Annotated in this window: 12 protein-coding genes; all 12 read left to right on the plus strand. The window is 41.1% G+C overall.

The annotated features are described in order from the left end of the window. A complete protein-coding gene (locus tag ACQY77_RS01085) occupies positions 1 to 1,632 on the plus strand; it encodes a polysaccharide lyase (protein WP_421939838.1) in 1,632 nt (543 codons plus the stop codon). A 58-nt stretch (positions 1,633 to 1,690) separates the two neighbouring features. Continuing rightward, positions 1,691 to 4,855 (plus strand): DUF6298 domain-containing protein, encoded by a 3,165-nt coding sequence (locus ACQY77_RS01090; RefSeq protein ID WP_421939837.1) that lies wholly within the window; start codon positions 1,691 to 1,693, stop codon positions 4,853 to 4,855. A gap of 3 nt (positions 4,856 to 4,858) precedes the next feature. Continuing rightward, entirely contained in the window at positions 4,859 to 6,262 is a 1,404-nt protein-coding gene (locus ACQY77_RS01095; protein WP_421939836.1) for a glycoside hydrolase family 140 protein, read from the plus strand. Beyond that, on the plus strand, positions 6,262 to 7,200 hold the full coding sequence (locus tag ACQY77_RS01100; RefSeq protein WP_421939835.1) for a glycoside hydrolase family 43 protein: 939 nt from the start codon (positions 6,262 to 6,264) through the stop codon (positions 7,198 to 7,200). The genes ACQY77_RS01095 and ACQY77_RS01100 overlap by 1 nt, the downstream gene beginning before the upstream one ends. A 609-nt stretch (positions 7,201 to 7,809) precedes the next feature. Further along, the gene (locus tag ACQY77_RS01105) at positions 7,810 to 9,633 is read left to right on the plus strand and encodes a six-hairpin glycosidase (protein WP_421939834.1); all 1,824 of its coding nucleotides are present in this window, start codon (positions 7,810 to 7,812) and stop codon (positions 9,631 to 9,633) included. Continuing rightward, positions 9,634 to 11,064 carry a sialate O-acetylesterase gene (locus ACQY77_RS01110; RefSeq protein WP_421939833.1) on the plus strand — a complete coding sequence of 477 codons (1,431 nt, stop codon included), beginning with the start codon at positions 9,634 to 9,636 and terminating at the stop codon, positions 11,062 to 11,064. Beyond that, the gene (locus ACQY77_RS01115; protein WP_421939832.1) at positions 11,064 to 13,856 is read left to right on the plus strand and encodes a glycoside hydrolase family 2 TIM barrel-domain containing protein; all 2,793 of its coding nucleotides are present in this window, start codon (positions 11,064 to 11,066) and stop codon (positions 13,854 to 13,856) included. The genes ACQY77_RS01110 and ACQY77_RS01115 overlap by 1 nt, the downstream gene beginning before the upstream one ends. Positions 13,857 to 13,903: 47 nt before the next feature. After that, on the plus strand, positions 13,904 to 16,645 hold the full coding sequence (locus ACQY77_RS01120; protein WP_421939831.1) for a family 78 glycoside hydrolase catalytic domain: 2,742 nt from the start codon (positions 13,904 to 13,906) through the stop codon (positions 16,643 to 16,645). Between the two features lie 48 nt (positions 16,646 to 16,693). Further along, on the plus strand, positions 16,694 to 17,374 hold the full coding sequence (locus ACQY77_RS01125) for a DUF3826 domain-containing protein (RefSeq protein WP_421939830.1): 681 nt from the start codon (positions 16,694 to 16,696) through the stop codon (positions 17,372 to 17,374). Between the two features lie 94 nt (positions 17,375 to 17,468). Next, positions 17,469 to 18,611, plus strand: a complete 1,143-nt coding sequence (locus ACQY77_RS01130; protein ID WP_421939829.1) for a sialidase family protein — start codon at positions 17,469 to 17,471, stop codon at positions 18,609 to 18,611. Between the two features lie 233 nt (positions 18,612 to 18,844). Then, entirely contained in the window at positions 18,845 to 20,299 is a 1,455-nt protein-coding gene (locus ACQY77_RS01135) for a DUF4974 domain-containing protein (protein WP_421939828.1), read from the plus strand. 4 nt (positions 20,300 to 20,303) lie between these two features. After that, on the plus strand, positions 20,304 to 21,203 hold the full coding sequence (locus ACQY77_RS01140; RefSeq protein ID WP_421939827.1) for a sugar phosphate isomerase/epimerase family protein: 900 nt from the start codon (positions 20,304 to 20,306) through the stop codon (positions 21,201 to 21,203). The last annotated feature ends 9 nt before the right edge of the window (positions 21,204 to 21,212 follow it).

Genomic DNA, 21,212 nt, shown 5'->3' on the forward strand with positions numbered 1-21,212 from the left:
ATGAAAAATATTAAATCCCTTTTAACAATAGCCTCAGTTTTAGGTTTTAGCAACATCGCTTTTGCACAGTATCCTGTGATTCCGGAGGCCATGGAAAAAAAAGCTGATTCATTAATGGAGCATATCACCCGTTTATCAGAACAGCAGTTTCTAAAGGTGAAATCAATTGTGGATGAAGATGCCAAACATGGTAAACCTTATATCCCCTGGGCAGCAAAGCCAGGTGATTTACCTCAGGCTAAACTGGCAGCATTCCCAGGTGCAGAAGGTGGGGGTGCCTATTCATTCGGAGGTCGTGGGGGGAAAGTATATGTGGTAACCAGTTTAGCAGATTCGGGCAAAGGAACGCTGCGCGAAGCTTGCGAGCAAGGTGGTGCCAGAATTATCGTCTTCAATGTTTCGGGGATCATCCGCTTAAAATCACCCTTAATTATCCGTGCCCCATACATTACCATTGCAGGCCAGAGTGCTCCGGGTGATGGCGTATGCGTGGCAGGCGAATCCGTATGGATCAACACCCACGATGTAGTGATCAGGTATATGCGTTTCCGCAGAGGAGAAACCGATGTAACCCGTCGTGACGATGCCATTGGCGGTAATCCGGTAGGGAACATCATTATCGATCACGTTTCTGCAAGTTGGGGGCTAGACGAAAATATGTCGATCTATCGTCACGTTTATGATCCCAAAGATGGCTCAAAACCAGAAAAGCTGCCTACTGTTAATGTAACAATACAAAACTCCATCTTCTCAGAAGCTTTAGATACTTATAATCATGCATTTGGAAGTACCATAGGTGGATTAAACAGTACGTTTATGCGTAATCTTTGGGCATCCAATATCAGCAGAAACCCTTCAGTGGGCATGTATGGCGATTTTGGTTTTGCCAATAACGTCATTTTCAACTGGTGGAACCGCAGTGCAGATGGCGGAGATAACAATTCATTTTATAGCTTCATCAATAATTATTACAAGCCCGGACCAATAACACCTGCAGGTGAACCAATTTCCTATCGGATTTTGAAACCTGAGTCGGGCAGAGATAAGCGGTTTACCAATGAATTTGGAAAGGCTTATGTTACAGGTAACATTACAGAAGGTAACGACAAGGTAACGCAGAACAACTGGGATGGTGGAGTTCAGCCAGAAAGTAAGCGGGATAAACAAAAACTTTTGGATTCGATGCGCGTGGATAAGCCTTTGCCAATGGCTAAGATTTCGATCATCGATACAAAAAAAGCTTATGAATATGTGCTGGCAAATGCCGGAGCAAGCCTTCCCATTCGCGATGCGGTAGATACCAGAATTGTAAAACAGGTGAGAACAGGTAAAATTGAACACGTTGCTGATGGCGTATTGCCCGCCAAGCAAAGCTATGTGAAACGCCGCCTGCCAGGAGATTCTTATAAAAAAGGAATTATATCTGATATTGCCCAGGTGGGTGGATATCCGGAATATAAAGGTACGCCTTACTTAGATACTGATAACGATGGAATTCCTGATGCCTGGGAAAGTAAAAATGGATTAAATCCGAAAGATGCTGCTGATGCAGCTAAAATTTCAAAAAATGGATATGCTAACATTGAAGTTTATTTGAATAGCTTAGTGGATTTGGGTAGGGTAAGGCCATAAAAAAAATCGCATCCCTTGCTTTAGCTACCATAAAAAATAAAAGTACAATACATTATAAATGTTCAATACTAACCTCAAATATGAACCACAACTGTCAAAGCTAAAACTCTTTTTAGTTTTTGCCCTAATTATGGGTTCGCTGGCTGTATTTGCTCAAAAGCCTAAGGTTGTAGAGCCGCCTAAACCTATTTTCAAGGACAAAGACGGTAAAATGGCTTACACTCCAGATGCACAAGGCAATCGGGTTCCTGATTTTTCTTATGCGGGCTATATGGCTGGTGAACAGGCTATCCCAATGGCAGCAATTAAAGTGCTGGTTCCGGTAAAATCCGGAGATGCTACCTTGCGGATTCAATCTGCCATCAACTATGTGAGTAAATTACCTGTCGGAAAAGATGGTTTAAGAGGTGCAGTTTTATTGGAAAAAGGAACTTATCAGGTTTCAGGTACCTTAAAAATCACGGTTTCGGGAGTAATCTTACGTGGAGCAGGAAATACCGAAAACGGAACGTTAATACATGCAACGGGTTTAGATCGCATCGGCGTAATCCGGATTTTAGGGAAGAATAACAAGATAGAGGCTCAATCGGTAGCCATTACAGATAGCTATGTTCCGGTTAATGCAACTAAGATTACACTGGCAAACGCAACAGGATTCAAAGTTGGAGATAATATCAGTATCCATCGCCCATCAACCAAAAACTGGATTGACGATATCAATACCGAGCATTTCGGCGGTGGCATTACCTCCTTAGGATGGAAGGCCGGGCAAAGAGATATCTTTTGGGATCGTAAGATTGTTAATATCAGTGGAAACACATTGACTTTTGATGCCCCGATCACTACCGCACTTGATGCCAAATATGGTGGAGCTACTGTTTCTAAATACAACTGGGAAGGCCGGATTTCGCAATCAGGTGTGGAGCATTTAAGGTTAGTGTCTGATTATCACAAAGAAAATCTAAAAGACGAATATCACCGTTGGAATGCCATTAGCCTGGAAAATGTTCAGGATTCATGGGTGCGCCAGGTGGTATTCGAGCACTTCGCTGGCTCTGCTGTTAATGTGTTGGAAACAGCTAAAAGAATTACTGTTGAAGATTGTAAATCGTTGGCGCCGGTTTCTGAAATTGGTGGGCAAAGACGTTATACCTTCTTTACTACAGGACAACAAACTTTATTTCAAAGATTATATTCAGAATATGCCTACCACGATTTTGCGGTAGGTTTTTGTGCGGCAGGACCGAATGTATTTGTGCAATGCCAATCTTATCTGCCTTACAGCTTTAGCGGGGCAATTGATAGCTGGGCTTCCGGTGTGTTGTTTGATATTGTAAATGTTGACGGGCAGGCACTCAGTTTTATGAATCGTGGACAAGACGGACAAGGAGCCGGATGGGCAGCTGCAAACAGCATGTTCTGGCAATGCTCGGCTGCAAGAATTGATTGTTACCAGCCCCCAACCGCTCAAAACTGGGCTTTGGGTAACTGGGCACAGTTTGCTGGCGATGGGTATTGGGACCAATCTAATGAACAAATTCAACCCAGAAGCTTATATTATGCACAACTCAAAGATCGCTTAGGCAAAGAGGTTGATGAGAGAACATTTTTACTGCCGGTAGAAACAGAAGCATCAAGCAGTCCACCGGTAGATGTTGCACAGAACCTGACTAAAATAGCCCTTAAACCTGCACAAACTTTAGTAGAATACATTGACCTGGCCTCGTTCAGAACTAAAATTACATCTGCATATGGTCAGGTGAAAAGCATTGATCAAATCGGTTTAGATAAAGTGGAACAACCTAAACCGGCCAAAGTGATGTCTATCCAAAATGGATGGTTGTTGCGTGGGACTGAATTGGTGACGGGCAACCGTCAGGATGTACCCTGGTGGAATGGAAGTGCCCGTCCGTATGGACTAAAAAACACTAAATTTCATGCTACCCGTTTCGTTCCTGGGCGTGCCGGAAATGGTCTTACCGACGATCTTGATCAAATTACCGATTCTATGCAAAACAGCAGCCTGAAGATTTTAGATCATAACTACGGACTATGGTACGATAGAAGGAGAGATGATCATGAACGGATCCGCAGGATGGATGGAGAAGTTTGGCCACCATTTTATGAACTTCCGTTCGCCCGTAGCGGACAAGATAAAGCCTGGGATGGGTTAAGCAAATACGATGTAACCAAATACAACTTATGGTATTGGGACCGGTTGAAGCAATTTGCAAACCTTGCCGATCAAAAAGGCCTGGTATTGATACATGAAAATTATTTTCAACACAACATTATTGAAGCGGGTGCACATTATGCTGATTTCCCTTGGCGCACGGCAAATAATATCAATAACACAGGTTTTCCTGAGCCGGTGCCTTATGCAGGCGACAAAAGGATATTCATGGCTGAGCAATTTTACGATATCAGTAATGAACACCGCAGGGCAATCCACAAAGCATATATCAGAAAATGTCTCGAAAATTTCGACCAAAATACTGGGGTAATCCAATTAATTGGTGCCGAATTTACGGGTCCACTTCATTTCGTACAATTTTGGATTGATACCATTAAAGACTGGGAAAAGGAAACTGGAAAACATCCGATTATCGGTTTAAGTGTAACTAAGGATGTACAGGATGCTATTCTGGCTGACCCGGCGCGTGCGGCAGTGGTAGACCTTATCGATATCCGCTACTGGCATTACCAGGCCGATGGAAAAGCTTATGCTCCTCAGGGTGGGCAAAATTTAGCACCCAGACAGCATGCGCGATTGCTTAAACCAAAGAAAACTTCTTTTGAGGAAGTGTACCGAGCAGTTTCCGAATATAAAACTAAGTTCCCTCAAAAAGCGGTAATCTATTCAGGCGATAGCTTTGATAGCTTCGGTTGGGCTATTTTTATGGCTGGAGGTTCACTTTCTAATATTCAGGGTTTAAACCCTTCTTTTTTAAGTGCTGCAAGCAATATGACGCCATTTTTACCTGCCGGAAAATCCGCTGGACAGTATGGCCTGTCTGATACAGGGAAAGCTTATATACTGTATAATGCATCTACAGAAGCTATTGATCTGGACTTAAGCAAAGTACCGGGCAAATTCAGTGTTACCGTAATCAATGCTAAAAACGGCCAATCAATTAAAGAGGAAAAAATTAACGGAGGAACACTGTCCAAAATCAGTAAGACAGGTGCGGGGGATGAAGTAGTTCTAATCAAAAAACTTTAAAATATGCGCTTAAAGAAATTCTATATCTATTTATTAATTATTGCTGTAGCAACTGTTTTCGGTTGTAAAAATAAAAAGCCGGTAGATCAAAAGGCTTTATTGGTATCCGAAAATGGCAGATTTTTAACCACTGGCGATGGTAAGCCTTTCTTTTGGTTGGGCGATACCGCCTGGCTGCTTTTCAGCAGATTGACACGCGAAGAAGCCGATACTTACCTGGAAGATCGTAAACAAAAAGGGTTTAACGTTATCCAGGTGATGTTGCTTCACGATGTACCTTCGAGAAATGTGTATTTAGACTCGTCTGTGGTTCGGGCAAATGTAGCGAAACCAGCTGTTACTGAAGGTAGTAATTACAAGAAAGCAGATGAATACGATTATTGGGATCATGTAGATTACATCATTGATAAAGCCGCAGAGAAAGGACTCTACATGGCCCTAGTACCGGTATGGGGAACCAATGTAAAAGAGAAAAAAGTGAAAGAACCCGAAGCAAAAATTTATGCAGAATTTTTAGCAAAGAGATACCGCGATCGTTGGAATATCATTTGGCTAGATGGTGGCGATATTAAAGGCAGTGACGGACTTAACGTTTGGACAACCATTGGGAAAACATTAAGAGCCAATGATCCAAATCACTTAATTACCTTTCACCCAAGGGGAAGAACTGCTTCCTCTCAATGGTTTCACAAGGCAGAATGGAGTGATTTCAATATGGTACAATCCGGACACCGTCGCTATGACCAGGATACCTCTAAAAACGAAAAACTACATTATGGCGAAGATAACTGGAAATATATTGAAGCCGATTATAAATTAACCCCGGTTAAGCCAACCATAGACGGCGAGCCTTCTTACGAAGATATTCCGCAAGGATTACATGATACCACGCAACCGCGATGGACTGATGCCGATGTGAGAAGATACGGTTACTGGTCTGTTTTTGCTGGTGCATTTGGCTACACTTACGGGCATAACTCTGTTATGCAGATGTATAAGGTAACCGATAAAAAGCCGGCTTATGGTCCAAGAGATCAGTGGATTACAGCATTAAACGCTGCCGGAGCTACGCAAATGAAATATCTGAAAGATTTAATGCTTTCACGTTCTTACTTCGACCGCGTTCCCGATCAATCGGTTATTGCCGGACAGAATGGAGAAAAATACGACAGATTATTGGCTACAAGAGGAGCAGATTACCTAATGGTTTATACTTACACCGGAAGAAATATCACGTTGAACATGGGTAAAATTCCGGGCGATAATGTAAAAGCTTCCTGGTTTAACCCGAGAGATGGAAAAACAACACTTGTTGGTGCAGTAACCAATAAAGGTACGCATGTATTTGACCCCCCTGCAGAACCTGCTAATGGTAATGATTGGGTTTTAATATTGGATAAAATATAATGAATAAGGGTTTAAGCAAAATATCGAGCATTGGAATAGCCTTAATTGGGCTATTTTGCTGTGTTTTAAGTTCTTGCAGCAAAAAGGCTTATATTTTCACCTCATTTCATGAACCAGCAACGGAAGGATTGAGATTGCTGTACAGTGATGATGCCTACCATTGGACAGATCTGAACCGGACGCTTCTTAAGCCCGAAGTAGGAACGCAGAAGGTTATGCGCGATCCATCTATCGTTCAGGGACCTGACGGAACTTTTCACCTGGTTTGGACCTGTAGCTGGAAAGGCGATAAAGGATTCGGATATGCCAGTTCCAAAGACTTAATTCATTGGTCTGCTCAAAAGTTTATTCCGGTAATGGAAACAGAGCCATCCACCGTAAACGTATGGGCACCAGAAATTTTCTATGAAGATGAGACTAAAGAATACATCATTATCTGGGCTTCAACCATACCATTTCGCTTTGAAAAAGGTATTGAGGATGAAGACAATAACCATAGAATGTATTATGTAACAACCAGCGATTTTACTTCCTTTTCCAAACCTAAATTATTCATCGATCCGGGATTCAGTGTAATTGATGCGGTAATTGTTAAACGCAAAGCGAAAGATTATGTCCTGGTTTTGAAAGACAATACCCGCCCAAATAGAAATTTAAAAATTGCTTTTAGCAATAGCGCAACCGGATCTTATGGAGCCGCTTCAGAAACGTTTAGCCCGAAGTTAACTGAAGGGCCAACGGTTGTTAAAGTTAAACAAGATTGGCTGATTTATTTTGATGCTTATGGGCAAAAGATCTATTCGGCGGTGAAAACTGCAGATTTTAAATCCTTTAAAGATGTAACAAGCGAAGTCTCCATCCCCGAAGGACATAAACACGGAACGATTATTAAAGTGAAAAAAAGTGTAATAAAGAAATTGATTAATGAAATGAAGTAAGATGATTACCGAAAAAATGTCATCTACGTACGTTGTCATCCTGAGCCTGGTACGTTGTCATCCTGAGCCTGTCGAAGGACATATTGTTTTCGACTGTTGATAGGTCTTCGACAAGCTCAGACTGACATGATGAGAAAGGAAAAATTAAAAATATCATCCTACGCACGATGTCATCCTGAGCGTGTTGCGATGTCATCCTGAGCCTGTCGAAGGATATAGTCTTCGACTATTGATAGGTCTTCGACAAGCTCAGACTGACATGATGAGAAAGGAAAAATTAAAAATATCATCCTACGCACGATGTCATCCTGAGCGTGTTGCGATGTCATCCTGAGCCTGTCGAAGGATATAGTCTTCGACTATTGATAGGTCTTCGACAAGCTCAGACTGACATGTTGAGGAAGGAGAAATAGAAAATGTCATCCTACGCACGATGTCATCCTGAGCCTGTCGAAGGACATATTGTTTTCGACTATTGATAGGTCTTCGACAAGCTCAGACTGACATGATGAGGAAGGAAAAATTAAAAATGTCATCTTACGTGCGGGTGTCATCCTGAGCCTGTCGAAGGACAAGCTCAGACCATAGTAACTGACTAAAAAACTTAATATGAAATTAACTAAATATATATTGTTCCTGTCTGTTTTGGCTATATCATCAGTCAAGGCACAAGACACCGTGCGCTACACAGGTAAAACGTTGGTAAATGCCGATTATCATCATGGGCAGTTGTCGCCGGTTATGGGTGTTCACAGTATTCAAACTTTCAGGGCAAACAGAGAGCATCCTGAATTGGCTGAAAACTTTGGCTGGACTTACAACCATGCACCTATGTTGGCCTATTGGAACAATAAGTTTTATGTGGAATATTTAAGCGATAAAGTGGGAGAGAGCATTCCTCCCGGGCAAACATTATTGCAATCATCTAAGGACGGTTACACCTGGACCAAACCCGAGGTAATTTTTCCAGTTTACAGAATCGCTGATGGAACAACGAAAGCAGGCAGGACTGATGTAGCAAAAGATCTGGATGCCGTAATGCATCAGCGTATGGGTTTTTATGTATCGACCAGGAATGTTTTTTTGGTGCTGGGTTTTTATGCCATCAGTTTCGATGCAAAAGACGATCCCAACGATGGAAACGGTATCGGCAGAGCAGTAAGAGAGATTAAAGCTGATGGTACGTATGGACCAATCTATTTTATTCATTATAACCCTGGCTATTCAGAAAAAAATACCCGCTATCCGTTATATACACGAAGTAAAAGCAAAGCTTTTGTTGAGGCCTGTAAGGAGTTGTTAGGTAATAAGTTAATGACTCAGCAATGGAACGAAGAAGCGGATAGAAAAGATCCGTTAATCACCTTACAGAAGCAATACAAGGCTTTCTGTTATTATCACTTACCTGACGGAAGAGTGGTGGGTTTATGGAAAAATGCCCTTACAGCAATTAGCAACGACAATGGTAAAAGCTGGCCTGAAAATGCTAGTCGCGCACCTGGTTTTGTAAACAGCAATGCTAAAATCTGGGGACAAAAAACTGCTGATGGAAACTACGCCACGGTATATAATCCTTCAGAATACAGGTGGCCACTAGCAATTTCTACCAGTAAAAATGGCTTGGAATATACCAATCTCTTATTGGTTAACGGAGAAATTACACCCATGCGCTACGGTGGAAATTATAAATCTTATGGCCCACAATACGTGCGTGGAATAGAAGAAGGAAATGGAAAACCGGCTGACGGAAAGTTATGGGTAACCTACAGCATGAACAAAGAAGATATTTGGGTTTCTTCAATCCCATTACCAGTAAACGAAAAGGCAAGTCAGCATGTAAATGATGATTTTGGCAAACTCGCTAAAGGGAAAGAACTGGAACTTTGGAATACTTACAGTCCGCTTTGGGCACCGGTTAAAGTGGAGAACGGAACCTTAGTTTTAAAAGATAAAGATCCATTTGATTACGCCAAGGCTGAAAGATTGTTCCCGGCCGTACGAAAAGTCATTACTACATTTTCCGTAACTCCAAAACAAAACGATCATGGGCTGCTTGAAATTGAATTACAAGACGCAAAAGGAATGGCCTCGGTAAGGTTAACATTCGATACTGCAGGTACGATTAGCGCGAAAGCCGGCGCCCGTTACAAGAACTTCATGAAGTACACTGCTGGTGAAACTTACGACATCAAACTGAAATTAGATGCCTTTACCAGATTTTATACCATCACCGTTAATGGTAAAGAAGTATTAACCAGTTTAGCTTTTCAGCCGGTAGCAGAAGTTTCAAGAGTTGTTTTCCGCACGGGCGATGTGCGACGCTTTCCAGACGTGGATACACCGGCCGATCAAACTTACGATTTGCCAAATGCAGGTGAATCAGCAAAAGAAGCCATTTACAGCATTAAATATTTAAAAACCGAAGGATTTTAGATGATGAACCTGATCAAATATTTGAGTTTTACTTTATTGCTCTGCCTAACTTTAACGGCTGATGCTAAAATCCTGTTGCCGCAAATAATATCGAGTAACATGGTGTTGCAACGCGATAAAACTATTAATATTTGGGGTTTCGCTGCTGCAGGTGAGCCGGTTACCGTCAGTTTTGCAGGCCAGTTGCAGAAAGCAGTTACAGATCAATCAGGCCATTGGAGCGTTCAGCTAAGTCCATTGAAAACATCCTGGAAAGCGCAAAAGATGACGATTTCCGGATCAAACCAGATTATCCTCTCCAACATTCTCGTAGGAGAAGTTTGGGTATGTTCTGGTCAATCTAACATGGAGTATGCCATGCGCAAACTGGCTAAAATTCCAAAACCTAAAAATGAAAAACTGGGTTTTCCTTCAGACGAGGTTGCAAAGGCCAAAAATGATCAGATCAGAATCTTCCTTGTGAATAGAAAAACGCTGATCAAGCCAGATTCCATTCACAAAAGTTGGAGTGTAGCACGGGATTCGGCCTTGCGGGCATTTTCTGCTGTAGGTTATTTCTTTGCTAAAGAAATCCAGCAAAAGTTGGGTGTTCCGGTAGGGGTTATTTCTGCTGCAATTCCCGGAAGTGCTATTGAGCCCTGGATTTCAAATGAAGCATTCCGGACAGCTGATGAGTTTAAAAACGAAAAAGTAGGCAATGATCCGGGTAAGTTTTACACCCCCATGATTGAGCCATTAACGCCATTTAAAATACGCGGTTTTCTCTGGTACCAGGGTGAAACCAATTGCTTTTTGAATGAAACCTTAAGCTATTCAAATAAGATGAAGGTTTTGATTAACAGCTGGCGTAAAGCCTGGAATGAAGGAGACCTGCCATTCTACTACGTTCAGATCGCACCCTTTAATTATTCGAAAACCAAAGGTAAAGTCGTTTTAACAGAAGATACCGAACCCCAATTTTGGGAAGCACAAACGCAGCTGTTACGGTTACCAAATACTGGAATGATTTCAACTAACGATCTAACCGATTCAAATGAAGATCTCCACCCCACTTATAAATGGGAAGTAGGCAGACGATTGGCACTTTGGGCTTTAGCAAAAACCTACAATCAAAAGATAAGCTATTCAGGGCCCATTTATAAATCGGTATCGTTTAACGGAAATGATGCAGTTTTAGAATTTGAGCAGCTGAAGGCCAGTTCCACTGTGCTTGATGGATTTACCGTAGCAGGCGAAGATGGTCACTTCGTAAAAGCCCTGGCAAAAATCCGGAATGGCAAAGTAGTAGTCTCTGCCGAAGGAATCAAAAAGCCTGTAGCGGTTCGCTACAACTGGACAGAAAACCCTGCAGGTACTTTCTTAAGTGATGGTTTACCAGCACTACCCTTTAGAACAGATAATCCCTTAACCAATCAATTTAAACCTCATTAATGAAACGCAGATTTATACTCTTCTTGTGTTTACTTCCGGTGTTTGGCCTTGTTAAAGCCCAGCAAACTGAAAAAATGTATCTGTCTGGAACAGGTAATGATCAAACGGTTAACTGGGATTTTTTCTGCACAGCAGGCGCAAACTCTGGTAAATGGACAACCATTCCTGTACCCTCAAACTGGGAATTACAAGGTTTTGGTCAGTATAATTACGGATTTAACAAAGAAGCCAACAAAGGTAAAGAACAAGGCTTATACAAATACAATTTTAAAGTTCCTGCAGATTGGAAAAGCCGAAAGGTTAATATCGTTTTTGAAGGATCAATGACAGATACCGAAGTAAAAATCAATGGAAAGCTGGCAGGAGAAATCCATCAGGGATCATTTTATGTATTTAGATATGATATTTCCAAACTGATCAGAATAGGGTCTGATAATTTACTTGAAGTGAAGGTTTCTAAACATTCTGCTAATCAATCCGTTAATGAAGCCGAAAGAAAGGCCGATTTTTGGATATTTGGCGGTATTTTCAGACCAGTTTATTTAGAATCTCTACCACAAACGCATATTGAACGGGTTCAGATCGATGCCAAAGCAGATGGAAATTTTATGGCCAACCTTGCTTTCGTTGGTGATGCCGATAAAGTTGAGGTAAGCCTTACCGGAAAAGACGGAAAGCGCTTTGGGAATAAATTCAGTGCTAATATCGTAAAAGGAACAAAGAAGCTTGCCTTGAATAATCAATTTAATCAGCCAGCGGTTTGGTCTTCAGAGTTTCCCAATTTGTATAAGGCAACTTTTACCCTGTTTAAGAATGGAAAGGAAGTTCATCAGATTGCGAAAAACATAGGGTTCAGAACCATTGAGCTACGAGAACGTGATGGACTTTATGTAAATGGCGTTAAAATGAAATTTAAGGGAGTTAACCGACATTCATTTTATCCCAAATCTGGAAGAACAACGAGTAAAAAAATCAGCATTGCCGATGTTCTACTCATGAAAGAAATGAATATGAATGCCGTTCGGATGTCTCATTATCCGCCAGATGGACATTTTCTGGATGTTTGCGATTCATTAGGCTTATTTGTAATGGATGAGCTTGCGGGATGGCACGGCACATATAATACGCCAACAGGGACTAAACTGCTTAAAGAGATGATGTTGAATGATGAAAATCATCCCTCCATTATTTTCTGGGCTAATGGAAACGAAGGCGGTCACAATCGGGAATTAGACCATTTATTTCCTGAAGAAGATATTCAAAAGCGTCCGGTGATTCACCCTTGGGAGGTTTTTGGTGGATTTGAAACCACACATTACCGCGAATTCAACTATGGAATTGGTAATTATGATCATGGCCACAACATTTTAATGCCTACAGAGTTTTTGCATGGCATGTTTGATGGCGGACATGGTGCGGGTATTGAAGATTATTGGAACGCGATGTGGAACAACCCGCTTTCTGCAGGTGGTTTCCTTTGGGATTTTGCCGATCAGGGGGTAGTACGTACCGATAAAAACGGCGAATTGGATACCGACGGGAATCATGGCCCAGATGGAATTGTGGGGCCATATCATGAAAAAGAAGGTAGTTTTTATACCATAAAGGAAGTCTGGAGCCCGGTATTTGTAGAACGACGGGAAATGACTGCTGGTTTTGACGGATCTTTTCAGGTGGAGAACAGATATGCCTTTACAAATCTGAACCAATGTAGTTTCAGCTGGAAACTCAGCACTTTCAAATCGGCTAAAGATGATGTTGTTTATAAAAGCGGCAAGATCGAATCGCCTCATGTCAAACCATTCGAAAAAGGCAAACTGCAGGTTAACCTGCCTAAAGATTGGAGAAGTTTTGATGCCTTATACCTAACGGCTAAATCGCCAGATGGCCAGGAATTATTTACCTGGAGTTTCCCAATTGCATTACCTCAGGATGACGCTGCAAAGATTGTCCTTAAAGAGGCATCGGCAAAGGTAACTATTAATGAAAATGGTTCGAACTACGAAGTAACAGCGAATGGTATTAACCTGACTTTTGATAAGAATAGCGGATTACTCAAAACAGCGAAGAATGCTAAAGGAATTATACCTTTCAGCAATGGACCAATTCTACAGGAAGGCGAAAACAATTTTAAAGGTTTCAGTTATAAAATGGATGGACAAAATCTGGTTATTTCTTCCAAATTTGATAAAAAAGCCAGTTATAATACCCTTGAATGGACTGTTTATCCCTCAGGATGGTTAAAAATGCAGGTTAAATACTTTCCTTCAGCTTACTTTACCACCTTCGTGGGATTGAATTTTTCATATCCGGAATCAGAAATAAAAAGTGTAAATTATAAAGGAAATGGGCCATATCGTGTTTGGAAGAACAGGATGAAAGGTAACCAGTTTGGAATCTGGCAAAAGGATTACAACAATTCGGCAACAGGTGAAGCTCCCTGGGAATATCCTGAATTTAAGGGCTATTATGCTAATATGTACTGGTGCGAATTTATGGGCAAAACCCAGAATTTTAAAGTGGTAACAGATAGGGAGGATGTTTTTCTAAGACTATTTACGCCGAAGAAATCTAAAGATACAGAGTATGACAATATGAGCCCTACATTTCCGAATGGCGATATTTCATTTATGAATGGAATATCAGCTATAGGAACGAAGACACAAAAGCCAGAAACAACCGGACCAATGGGGATGAAGCATGTTTTCTACGATTTTGATAAGGAACCATCAAGAGCTTTGGATATGACTTTGTATTTTGATTTTAGCGGTTCAGAAAGAAATGGAAAATAGTGGTATAACCACCTGAGAAACCTGATTGGGTATTGAAAAATAAATAAATGAAAATAAAAATCTACATAGCGATTATCAGCATTTACCTGCTACCTTTTCAAAAATTGGTGGCTCAGGTTACTTTGCAGCATACCACCTGCGAAATGCTGGTTAATCCAATGGGGATTGATGTGACTCAGCCAAGATTAAGCTGGGAAATACTGAGCAATCAGCATAATGTTAAGCAAAAGGCTTATCAAATATTAGTAGCATCAAGCCTGGAGAAACTGAATGCAAATGATGGCGATTTGTGGAACTCAGAGAAAGTGAATGGACAACAATCCATTCATGTCAGGTATAACGGCACTAAATTGCAAAGTCGCATGCGGGCTTATTGGAAAGTTAAAATATGGACAAACGCTGGTGAAAGCAATTGGTCTGAACCCAATACATTTACCATGGGCTTGTTGTATTATAAAGACTGGCCAAAAGGTTGGATTGGTTTCGATCGAGCTTTTCCATGGGATAACATTAAGACAGATTCGAGATTATCCGCCCGGTATTTTAGAAAGGAATTTCAGAGCAATAAAAAGATTAAATATGCTACTGCATCTATCATAGGATTAGGCTTATATGAATTGTATATCAATGGTAAAAAGGTAGGGGAAGATGTGTTAACGCCAACCGCTACAGACTATACGCAGAACGTGAAATACAATACCTTAGATGTAACCAACTATATTCAGGAAGGTAAAAATGTAGTTGGGGCAATTTTAGGAAACGGTCGTTTCTTTGCTATGCGACAACATAACAAACCTTACAAAATTAAAACATTCGGCTTTCCTAAAATGCTGCTGAACATTCATGTTGTGTATACAGACGGATCAACGGCAAACATAGATAGCGATAACAGCTGGAACGGCACTGCCGATGGCCCTATCCGAACTAACAATGAATACGATGGTGAGGAGTATGATGCGACCAAAGAAATGACTGGCTGGAACAAAGTGGGTTTTGATGATGCCAAATGGCTAAAGGCCGAGTTTGTGCAGGAACCTACCGGAACCTATCAAGCCCAGATGAACGAAAATATAAGGGTAATGAATACCCTAAAACCAGTTTCGGTAAAAAAGATGCCCGGTGGAAGCTATATCCTGGATATGGGGCAGAACATAGTGGGATGGTTGCAAATTAAAGTAAAAGGACAAAAAGGCCAGCAAATTAAATTGCGGTTTGCAGAATCACTGCAAGATAACGGAACGCTTTTTACAGCAAACCTGCGGGATGCCAAATGCACTGATTTATACACCTTAAAAGGCACTGCAACTGAAACCTGGGAACCCACATTTGTTTATCGGGGCTTTAGGTATGTAGAATTAAGTGGCTATAACTATACACCTACAGTAAATGATTTTCTTGGCAAAATGATTTACGATAACATGAAAACAGTCGGCACTTTCGAAAGTGCTAACCCTTTGCTTAATCAGATTTTCAAAAATGCATGGTGGGGAATAGCCGGAAATTATAAAGGTATTCCACTGGATTGCCCGCAACGCAATGAACGTCAGCCCTGGTTAGGAGATAGAGGTGCAGTGGCCCATGGAGAGAATTTTTTATTCGATAACGGTCGCTTTTATGCAAAATGGCTGCAGGATATCAGGTACGCGCAAAAAGAGGATGGTGCCATTCCAGATGTGGCTCCTGCCTTTTGGCGTTACTATAGCGATAACATGAGTTGGCCTGGTACCATGTTACTGGTTGCAGAAATGCTGTACAATCAAACCGGTGATGAATCTGCCATTCGTGATAACTACCCTGCAATGAAGAAATGGTTGTCTTACATGCAAGACCGATACATGAAAGACTACATTTTAACCAAAGACAGTTATGGCGACTGGTGTATGCCACCCATCACGATTGAGGCTGGTAGAGGTAAAAGTGCAGATAAAAAATATCCTTCTGAATTGATCTCAACAGCTTACTACTATCATTTTATGGAACTGATGATGCAGTTTAGCAAAGTAACAGGTAATGAGATAGATTATAAAGAGTTTGAAACACTGGCTGGTCAAATTAAATCAGCTTTTCATAAAAAGTTCTATAATGAAAAAGGTTACTATGGTGTTAATGCACTAACAGATAATATTATTCCGCTTTACTTCGGAATGGTACCACGGGAGAATGTTGAGCAAGTTTTTAAAAATATTGCTTACACCATTGAAGTCACGAATAAGGGCCACTTAAGTAATGGTTTAGTAGGTGTACAGTGGCTAATGCGTTGCTTAAACGATTATGGCCGGCCTGATTTGGCTTATACCATTGCCACTCAGAAAACCTATCCAAGCTGGGGCTATATGATTGATCATGGTGCGACAACCATTTGGGAGTTGTGGAATGGAAATACAGCTGATCCAAAAATGAATTCCCAAAACCACGTGATGATGTTAGGCGATTTATTGATCTGGTATTATGAGAATCTGGCAGGAATTAAAGCAGGAGGCCCTGCATTTGAAAATATTAAAATGAAACCGGAACTGATTGACGGATTAGACAGGGTTAAGGCCAGTTATCATTGTGCTTATGGTGAAATCAGCAGCAGCTACTATAAAACATCAGCGCAGTTTAAATGGGATATTAGTATCCCTGCCAATACAACAGCACTGGTTTATGTGCCAGCAAGTAAAAGGGATGAGGTGGTAGAGAAATTAGTGGGTCAAAAAGAATTAAAGTTTATCAAACTAGAGAATAACCGGGTGATATACGAGTTAGGTTCGGGAAATTATTCGTTCGAAGTAAACAGTAAGCATTAATATAACCGGAATGGCTTAAAACATTTATAATAACCAATATAAATCGAGATGATGAAAAAGTTTTTAAAACCTATTTTAATGAGCATGCTGCTGATGAGTTCAGTTAGCTCATTTAGCCAAACAACAGACATCGTGATTCCGGGAGAAATTCTGGATAAAGCCAGGGAGTATGTTGCAGCCTTAAACCTGAGTGATGCAGCAAAGAAAACGGCTGTAGAACAAGTTGTAGCCGTACACCTGGTTACAGTTAGAGATTGGCACAACCAACATCCTTCATCAACGGTTCCGGCAGGCATGAATCCGGTTACCGGTAATAAGCTTTCGGAGTTAGACCGACAAATTATTGCTGATTCTGCAATGCCGGCTACCGTGCATCAGGATTTGATGAATGGCTTAAATAAAAATTTAAGTCCTGAGCAAGTAGAAATCATTTTGGATAAATACACGATTGGGAAGGTGGCTTTCACAATGCAGGGTTACAAAGCAATCGTTCCTGATTTAACAGCAGATGAGGAAGCAAAGATTCTTGGTTTTTTAAAACAAGCAAGAGAGCAGGCGGTAGATTATAAAAATATGAAGGAGATCTCTGCAATTTTCGAGATCTATAAAACAAAGTCCGAGCAATTGTTAAATAACAACGGACGGAGCTGGCGAGCGCTGTACAGTGCCTACACGAAGAAAATCAAAGAAGAGAAAGCGAAAAAAGCAAAAGAAGGAAAGCAAAATTAGAAAACAGGTAATGGGAATAGAAATAGGCATCAAGAAAGTAGCTCAAATCACAGCTCTCATATTTCAAATCTCAGGTCTCACATCTCAATAAACAATGATTAAAAGCAAAATATACATCACAATTGGGTTGCTTGTTGTAACCTTAACCGGAGCACAGGCACAGGTAGAAAAGTGGCAGACAGGGATAGTGAAGCAAGAGTTTCTGTATGAGAAAGCTCCTTTTCCTTCCTGTCACTCAGCAACTATCGCAGAAACACCAAAGGGTTTGGTGGCATCGTTTTTCGGAGGCACTAAAGAGCGCCATCCCGATGTGGAGATTTACATCAGCAGATATGTAGATGGAAAATGGCTGGCACCTGTTTCGGTGGCCAATGGCATTCAGCCTGATGGTAAAAGACTACCAACATGGAATCCTGTTTTGTATCAGGTTCCCGGTGGAGATTTATTACTTTTTTATAAAATTGGACCAAAGCCATCAGAATGGTGGGGTATGATGAGAACATCTAAGGACGGGGGAATAACCTGGTCTGAAGCGACCAAATTACCAGATGGTAACATTGGCCCGGTGAAAAACAAGCCGGTATTGCTCAGTAATGGGAATCTTTTTGCCCCTTCCAGTAAAGAAGGTAATGGCTGGAAAATTCATTTTGAAGTAACCAATGATAACGGAAAAACCTGGAGAGTGGTTGGGCCTCTTCCTGAAAATGGAATAAAAGCTATTCAACCCAGTATTTTGCAGTATGGCAAGGGTAAACTTCAGATTTTAGCCAGAACCGCAAATAGAGCGGTTGTTGAATCGTGGTCTACTGATAACGGAGAAACCTGGTCGCCATTAACTAAAACTTCATTGCCTAACAATAACTCAGGAACGGATGCAGTGACCATGAAAGATGGTCGTCAGGTATTGGTATATAACCATGTTTTGCCCCCGGGTGATCTGGCAAAAGGAGCAAGGACACCATTAAATGTGTCTGTTTCTAAGGATGGGAAAAACTGGTCGGCAGCACTGATTTTAGAAGATTCGCCTATAAGCCAGTATTCTTATCCGGCGGTAATTCAAACTTCGGATGGCATGCTGCATTTTATTTATACCTGGAGAAGGGAAAAGATCAAACATGTTGTGGTAGATCCTTCCAAACTGAAGTTGAAGAAAATTAAAAATGGTGTATGGCCAGGTTTGAAAGGCTATACGGCTCCCGTAATTTCGGAAACCAAGAATGAAGAACCAGGAGAATGATGTTCTTTGGGAAGAGATTCTTCACTGCGTTCTGAATGAAAAAGGATAGCCAACACTGTCATTCTGAGGGACGAAGAGTCTGTTTTGGAATGGCGATGAGCGTTGATTGAACATAGTCTGATGATTGGGCGGGATTCTTCACTGCGTTCTGAATGACAAAGCGCGCGGTCTGCAAGGCTTCGCAATAACGAGAGAGTATAAAAAACTAATAATACAAATAAACCCCATAAGGAATGATTGATATCAAATACTGGAATAGATTGCTTCAGTTTGCTCGGCCCAGACTTCGCAAGGACGTATTTTGGATAGGTTGTGTTTCAATGTTCCTCAGTACCAACCTCATTGCTCAAACCCAAAATACCGATAATCAATATAAAAAACCACTTTTACAGGTTTTAAAAGATGTAGAAACCAGGTTTAACATTAAAATTAAATACGCTGACCCTCAGGTTAAAGATAAATGGGTTAATTATGCCGACTGGAGGTTTCGTGGCAATGTTGATGAAACGCTGGACAATATCTTAACGCCTTTGGATATGAAGGTTAATAAAGAAAAGCCAGGTCTTTATAAACTTAAAGAGTACGAATATTATCGCTGGGAAGTTCAGGATGGCTGGAATTACTTAGATAGCTTAGCTACAAAATATACTGATCAATCCAGCTGGGAAAAACGTAAAGCACAAATCAGACCTGAACTTTATAAGGCTTTATTGCTTGATCCCTTGCCAGCATCACCTGCATCAAAACCCATCATTACCCCTAAAAGGCAAATGGACGGTTACACCGTCGAAAACATAGCAATCGAAATTTTGCCGGGCGTATGGATCAATGGTTCACTTTACAAGCCATTAAATATTAAAGGGAAAGTGCCTGTAGTGTTAAGTCCTGATGGACATTGGGAAAAACAGCGTTATCGTGCAGATTGCCAAACCCGCTGCGCCATGATTGCCCGAATGGGTGCCATGGCTTTTAGTTACGATCTGTTCGCCTGGGGCGAATCTCAGCTTCAATTCAAGTACGAAGATCACAGAAGGAGCCTGGCTCAAACCATTCAAACTTTAGGTGGCATTCGGATTCTGGATTATGTATCATCTTTAAAAGAAACCGATAAAAGCCGTATAGGCATCAGTGGTGGTTCTGGTGGTGGAAGTCATACAGTACTCATGGCGGCAATGGACGAAAGAATTAAGTTAAGCGCTCCGGTAGTAGCCATGTCTTCTTATTTTTATGGAGGCTGCCCTTGCGAGAGTGGTATGCCGATTCATCAATGCGCAGGGGGTACAGATAATGTTGAACTTGCAGCAATGGCCGCACCAAACCCACAATTAATTGTATCTGACGGAAGCGACTGGACTGCACATACACCTCAACACGACTTTCCCTACCTGCAAAAAATGTACGCCTATTATGGCGTAAAAGATAAAGTTGAAAATGTTCACCTTCCAGAGGAAAAACACGATTTCGGTATCAATAAGCGAATTGCACTGTATGATTTCCTGATTAAGTATTTCAAACTTAATGCAGCTGCCGTAAAAGATAAATCAGGCCGTTATGACGAGCGCAAAGTAACCATTGAAAAAGAAAATGCGTTATATGTTTTTGGTGATAAGGGCGAAAAATTGCCTAAACATGCAGTAATGGGATTTGAACAGCTGGAAAAGTTATTCTATTCAAAAACAAGTAAATAGCCTAATGGAGTTAAATCAAAATAGAAGACGTTTTATTGGTCAGTTGGCTTTGATCACAGGTAGTTTATGCCTGAGTAATCAAGCGATATTTGCTGCCGAAAGAAAGCAACGCTATAAGGTGGCAGTAATTGATCTCATGATTCTGAAACGTCAGAAATTAAGTGCATTTACATTGGCTAAAGAAATTGGTGCAGATGGATTAGAACTGGATATGGGTGGCTTGGGTAACCGGGAAACCTTTGATAGCAAACTGGCAGACCCAATTATACGTCAACAATTTCTGGATCAGGCTAAAGCCTTGAACATTGAGATTTGTTCGCTCGCCATGACTGGATTTTATGCGCAATCATTTGCCACCCGGCCAACTTATCAAAAGATGATTCAGGATTGCCTGGATACTGCAAAAGCCATGGGTGTAAAAGTTGTTTTTCTTCCATTAGGTATTCAGGGTGACCTGATAAAATATCCGGAGCTTCGGGGAGCCATTGTTGAAAGACTCAAAGTGGCTGGTAAAATGGCCTCAAGTTTGGGGATTGTAATCGGGATTGAAAGCGCTTTAGATGCAAAAGGAGAATTAGCATTGCTTCAGGAAGTTGGATGTAAAGCTGTGAAGAGTTATTTCAATTTTTCCAATGCTTTAAAAAACGGACGGGATTTGCACCAGGAACTGAGAATTTTAGGCAGTAAGCACATCATTCAGATTCATAGCACAAATGAAGACGGTGTCTGGCTTCAGAATGATCCTAAAATCAATTTGAATGAGGTTAAAAACACACTAGATGATATGGGTTGGAAAGGATGGCTTGTTGTCGAAAGATCAAGAGATGCCAAAACACCAACAGATGTGAAAAGAAACTTTACGGCCAACACGACGTACCTCAAAACCATTTTTCAAGCCAGGTAACCCTTTAAG

The organism is Pedobacter sp. (assembly GCF_965279535.1).
Taxonomy (GTDB): Bacteria; Bacteroidota; Bacteroidia; order Sphingobacteriales; family Sphingobacteriaceae; genus Pedobacter.

Coding starts and splice junctions, on each gene's coding strand:
- ACQY77_RS01120 (WP_421939831.1), top strand. CDS start 13,904: ATGAAAATAAAAATCTACATAGCGATTATCAGCATTTACCTGCTACCT.
- ACQY77_RS01130 (WP_421939829.1), top strand. CDS start 17,469: ATGATTAAAAGCAAAATATACATCACAATTGGGTTGCTTGTTGTAACC.
- ACQY77_RS01110 (WP_421939833.1), top strand. CDS start 9,634: ATGATGAACCTGATCAAATATTTGAGTTTTACTTTATTGCTCTGCCTA.
- ACQY77_RS01115 (WP_421939832.1), top strand. CDS start 11,064: ATGAAACGCAGATTTATACTCTTCTTGTGTTTACTTCCGGTGTTTGGC.
- ACQY77_RS01105 (WP_421939834.1), top strand. CDS start 7,810: ATGAAATTAACTAAATATATATTGTTCCTGTCTGTTTTGGCTATATCA.
- ACQY77_RS01125 (WP_421939830.1), top strand. CDS start 16,694: ATGATGAAAAAGTTTTTAAAACCTATTTTAATGAGCATGCTGCTGATG.
- ACQY77_RS01095 (WP_421939836.1), top strand. CDS start 4,859: ATGCGCTTAAAGAAATTCTATATCTATTTATTAATTATTGCTGTAGCA.
- ACQY77_RS01140 (WP_421939827.1), top strand. CDS start 20,304: ATGGAGTTAAATCAAAATAGAAGACGTTTTATTGGTCAGTTGGCTTTG.
- ACQY77_RS01085 (WP_421939838.1), top strand. CDS start 1: ATGAAAAATATTAAATCCCTTTTAACAATAGCCTCAGTTTTAGGTTTT.
- ACQY77_RS01090 (WP_421939837.1), top strand. CDS start 1,691: ATGTTCAATACTAACCTCAAATATGAACCACAACTGTCAAAGCTAAAA.
- ACQY77_RS01100 (WP_421939835.1), top strand. CDS start 6,262: ATGAATAAGGGTTTAAGCAAAATATCGAGCATTGGAATAGCCTTAATT.
- ACQY77_RS01135 (WP_421939828.1), top strand. CDS start 18,845: ATGATTGATATCAAATACTGGAATAGATTGCTTCAGTTTGCTCGGCCC.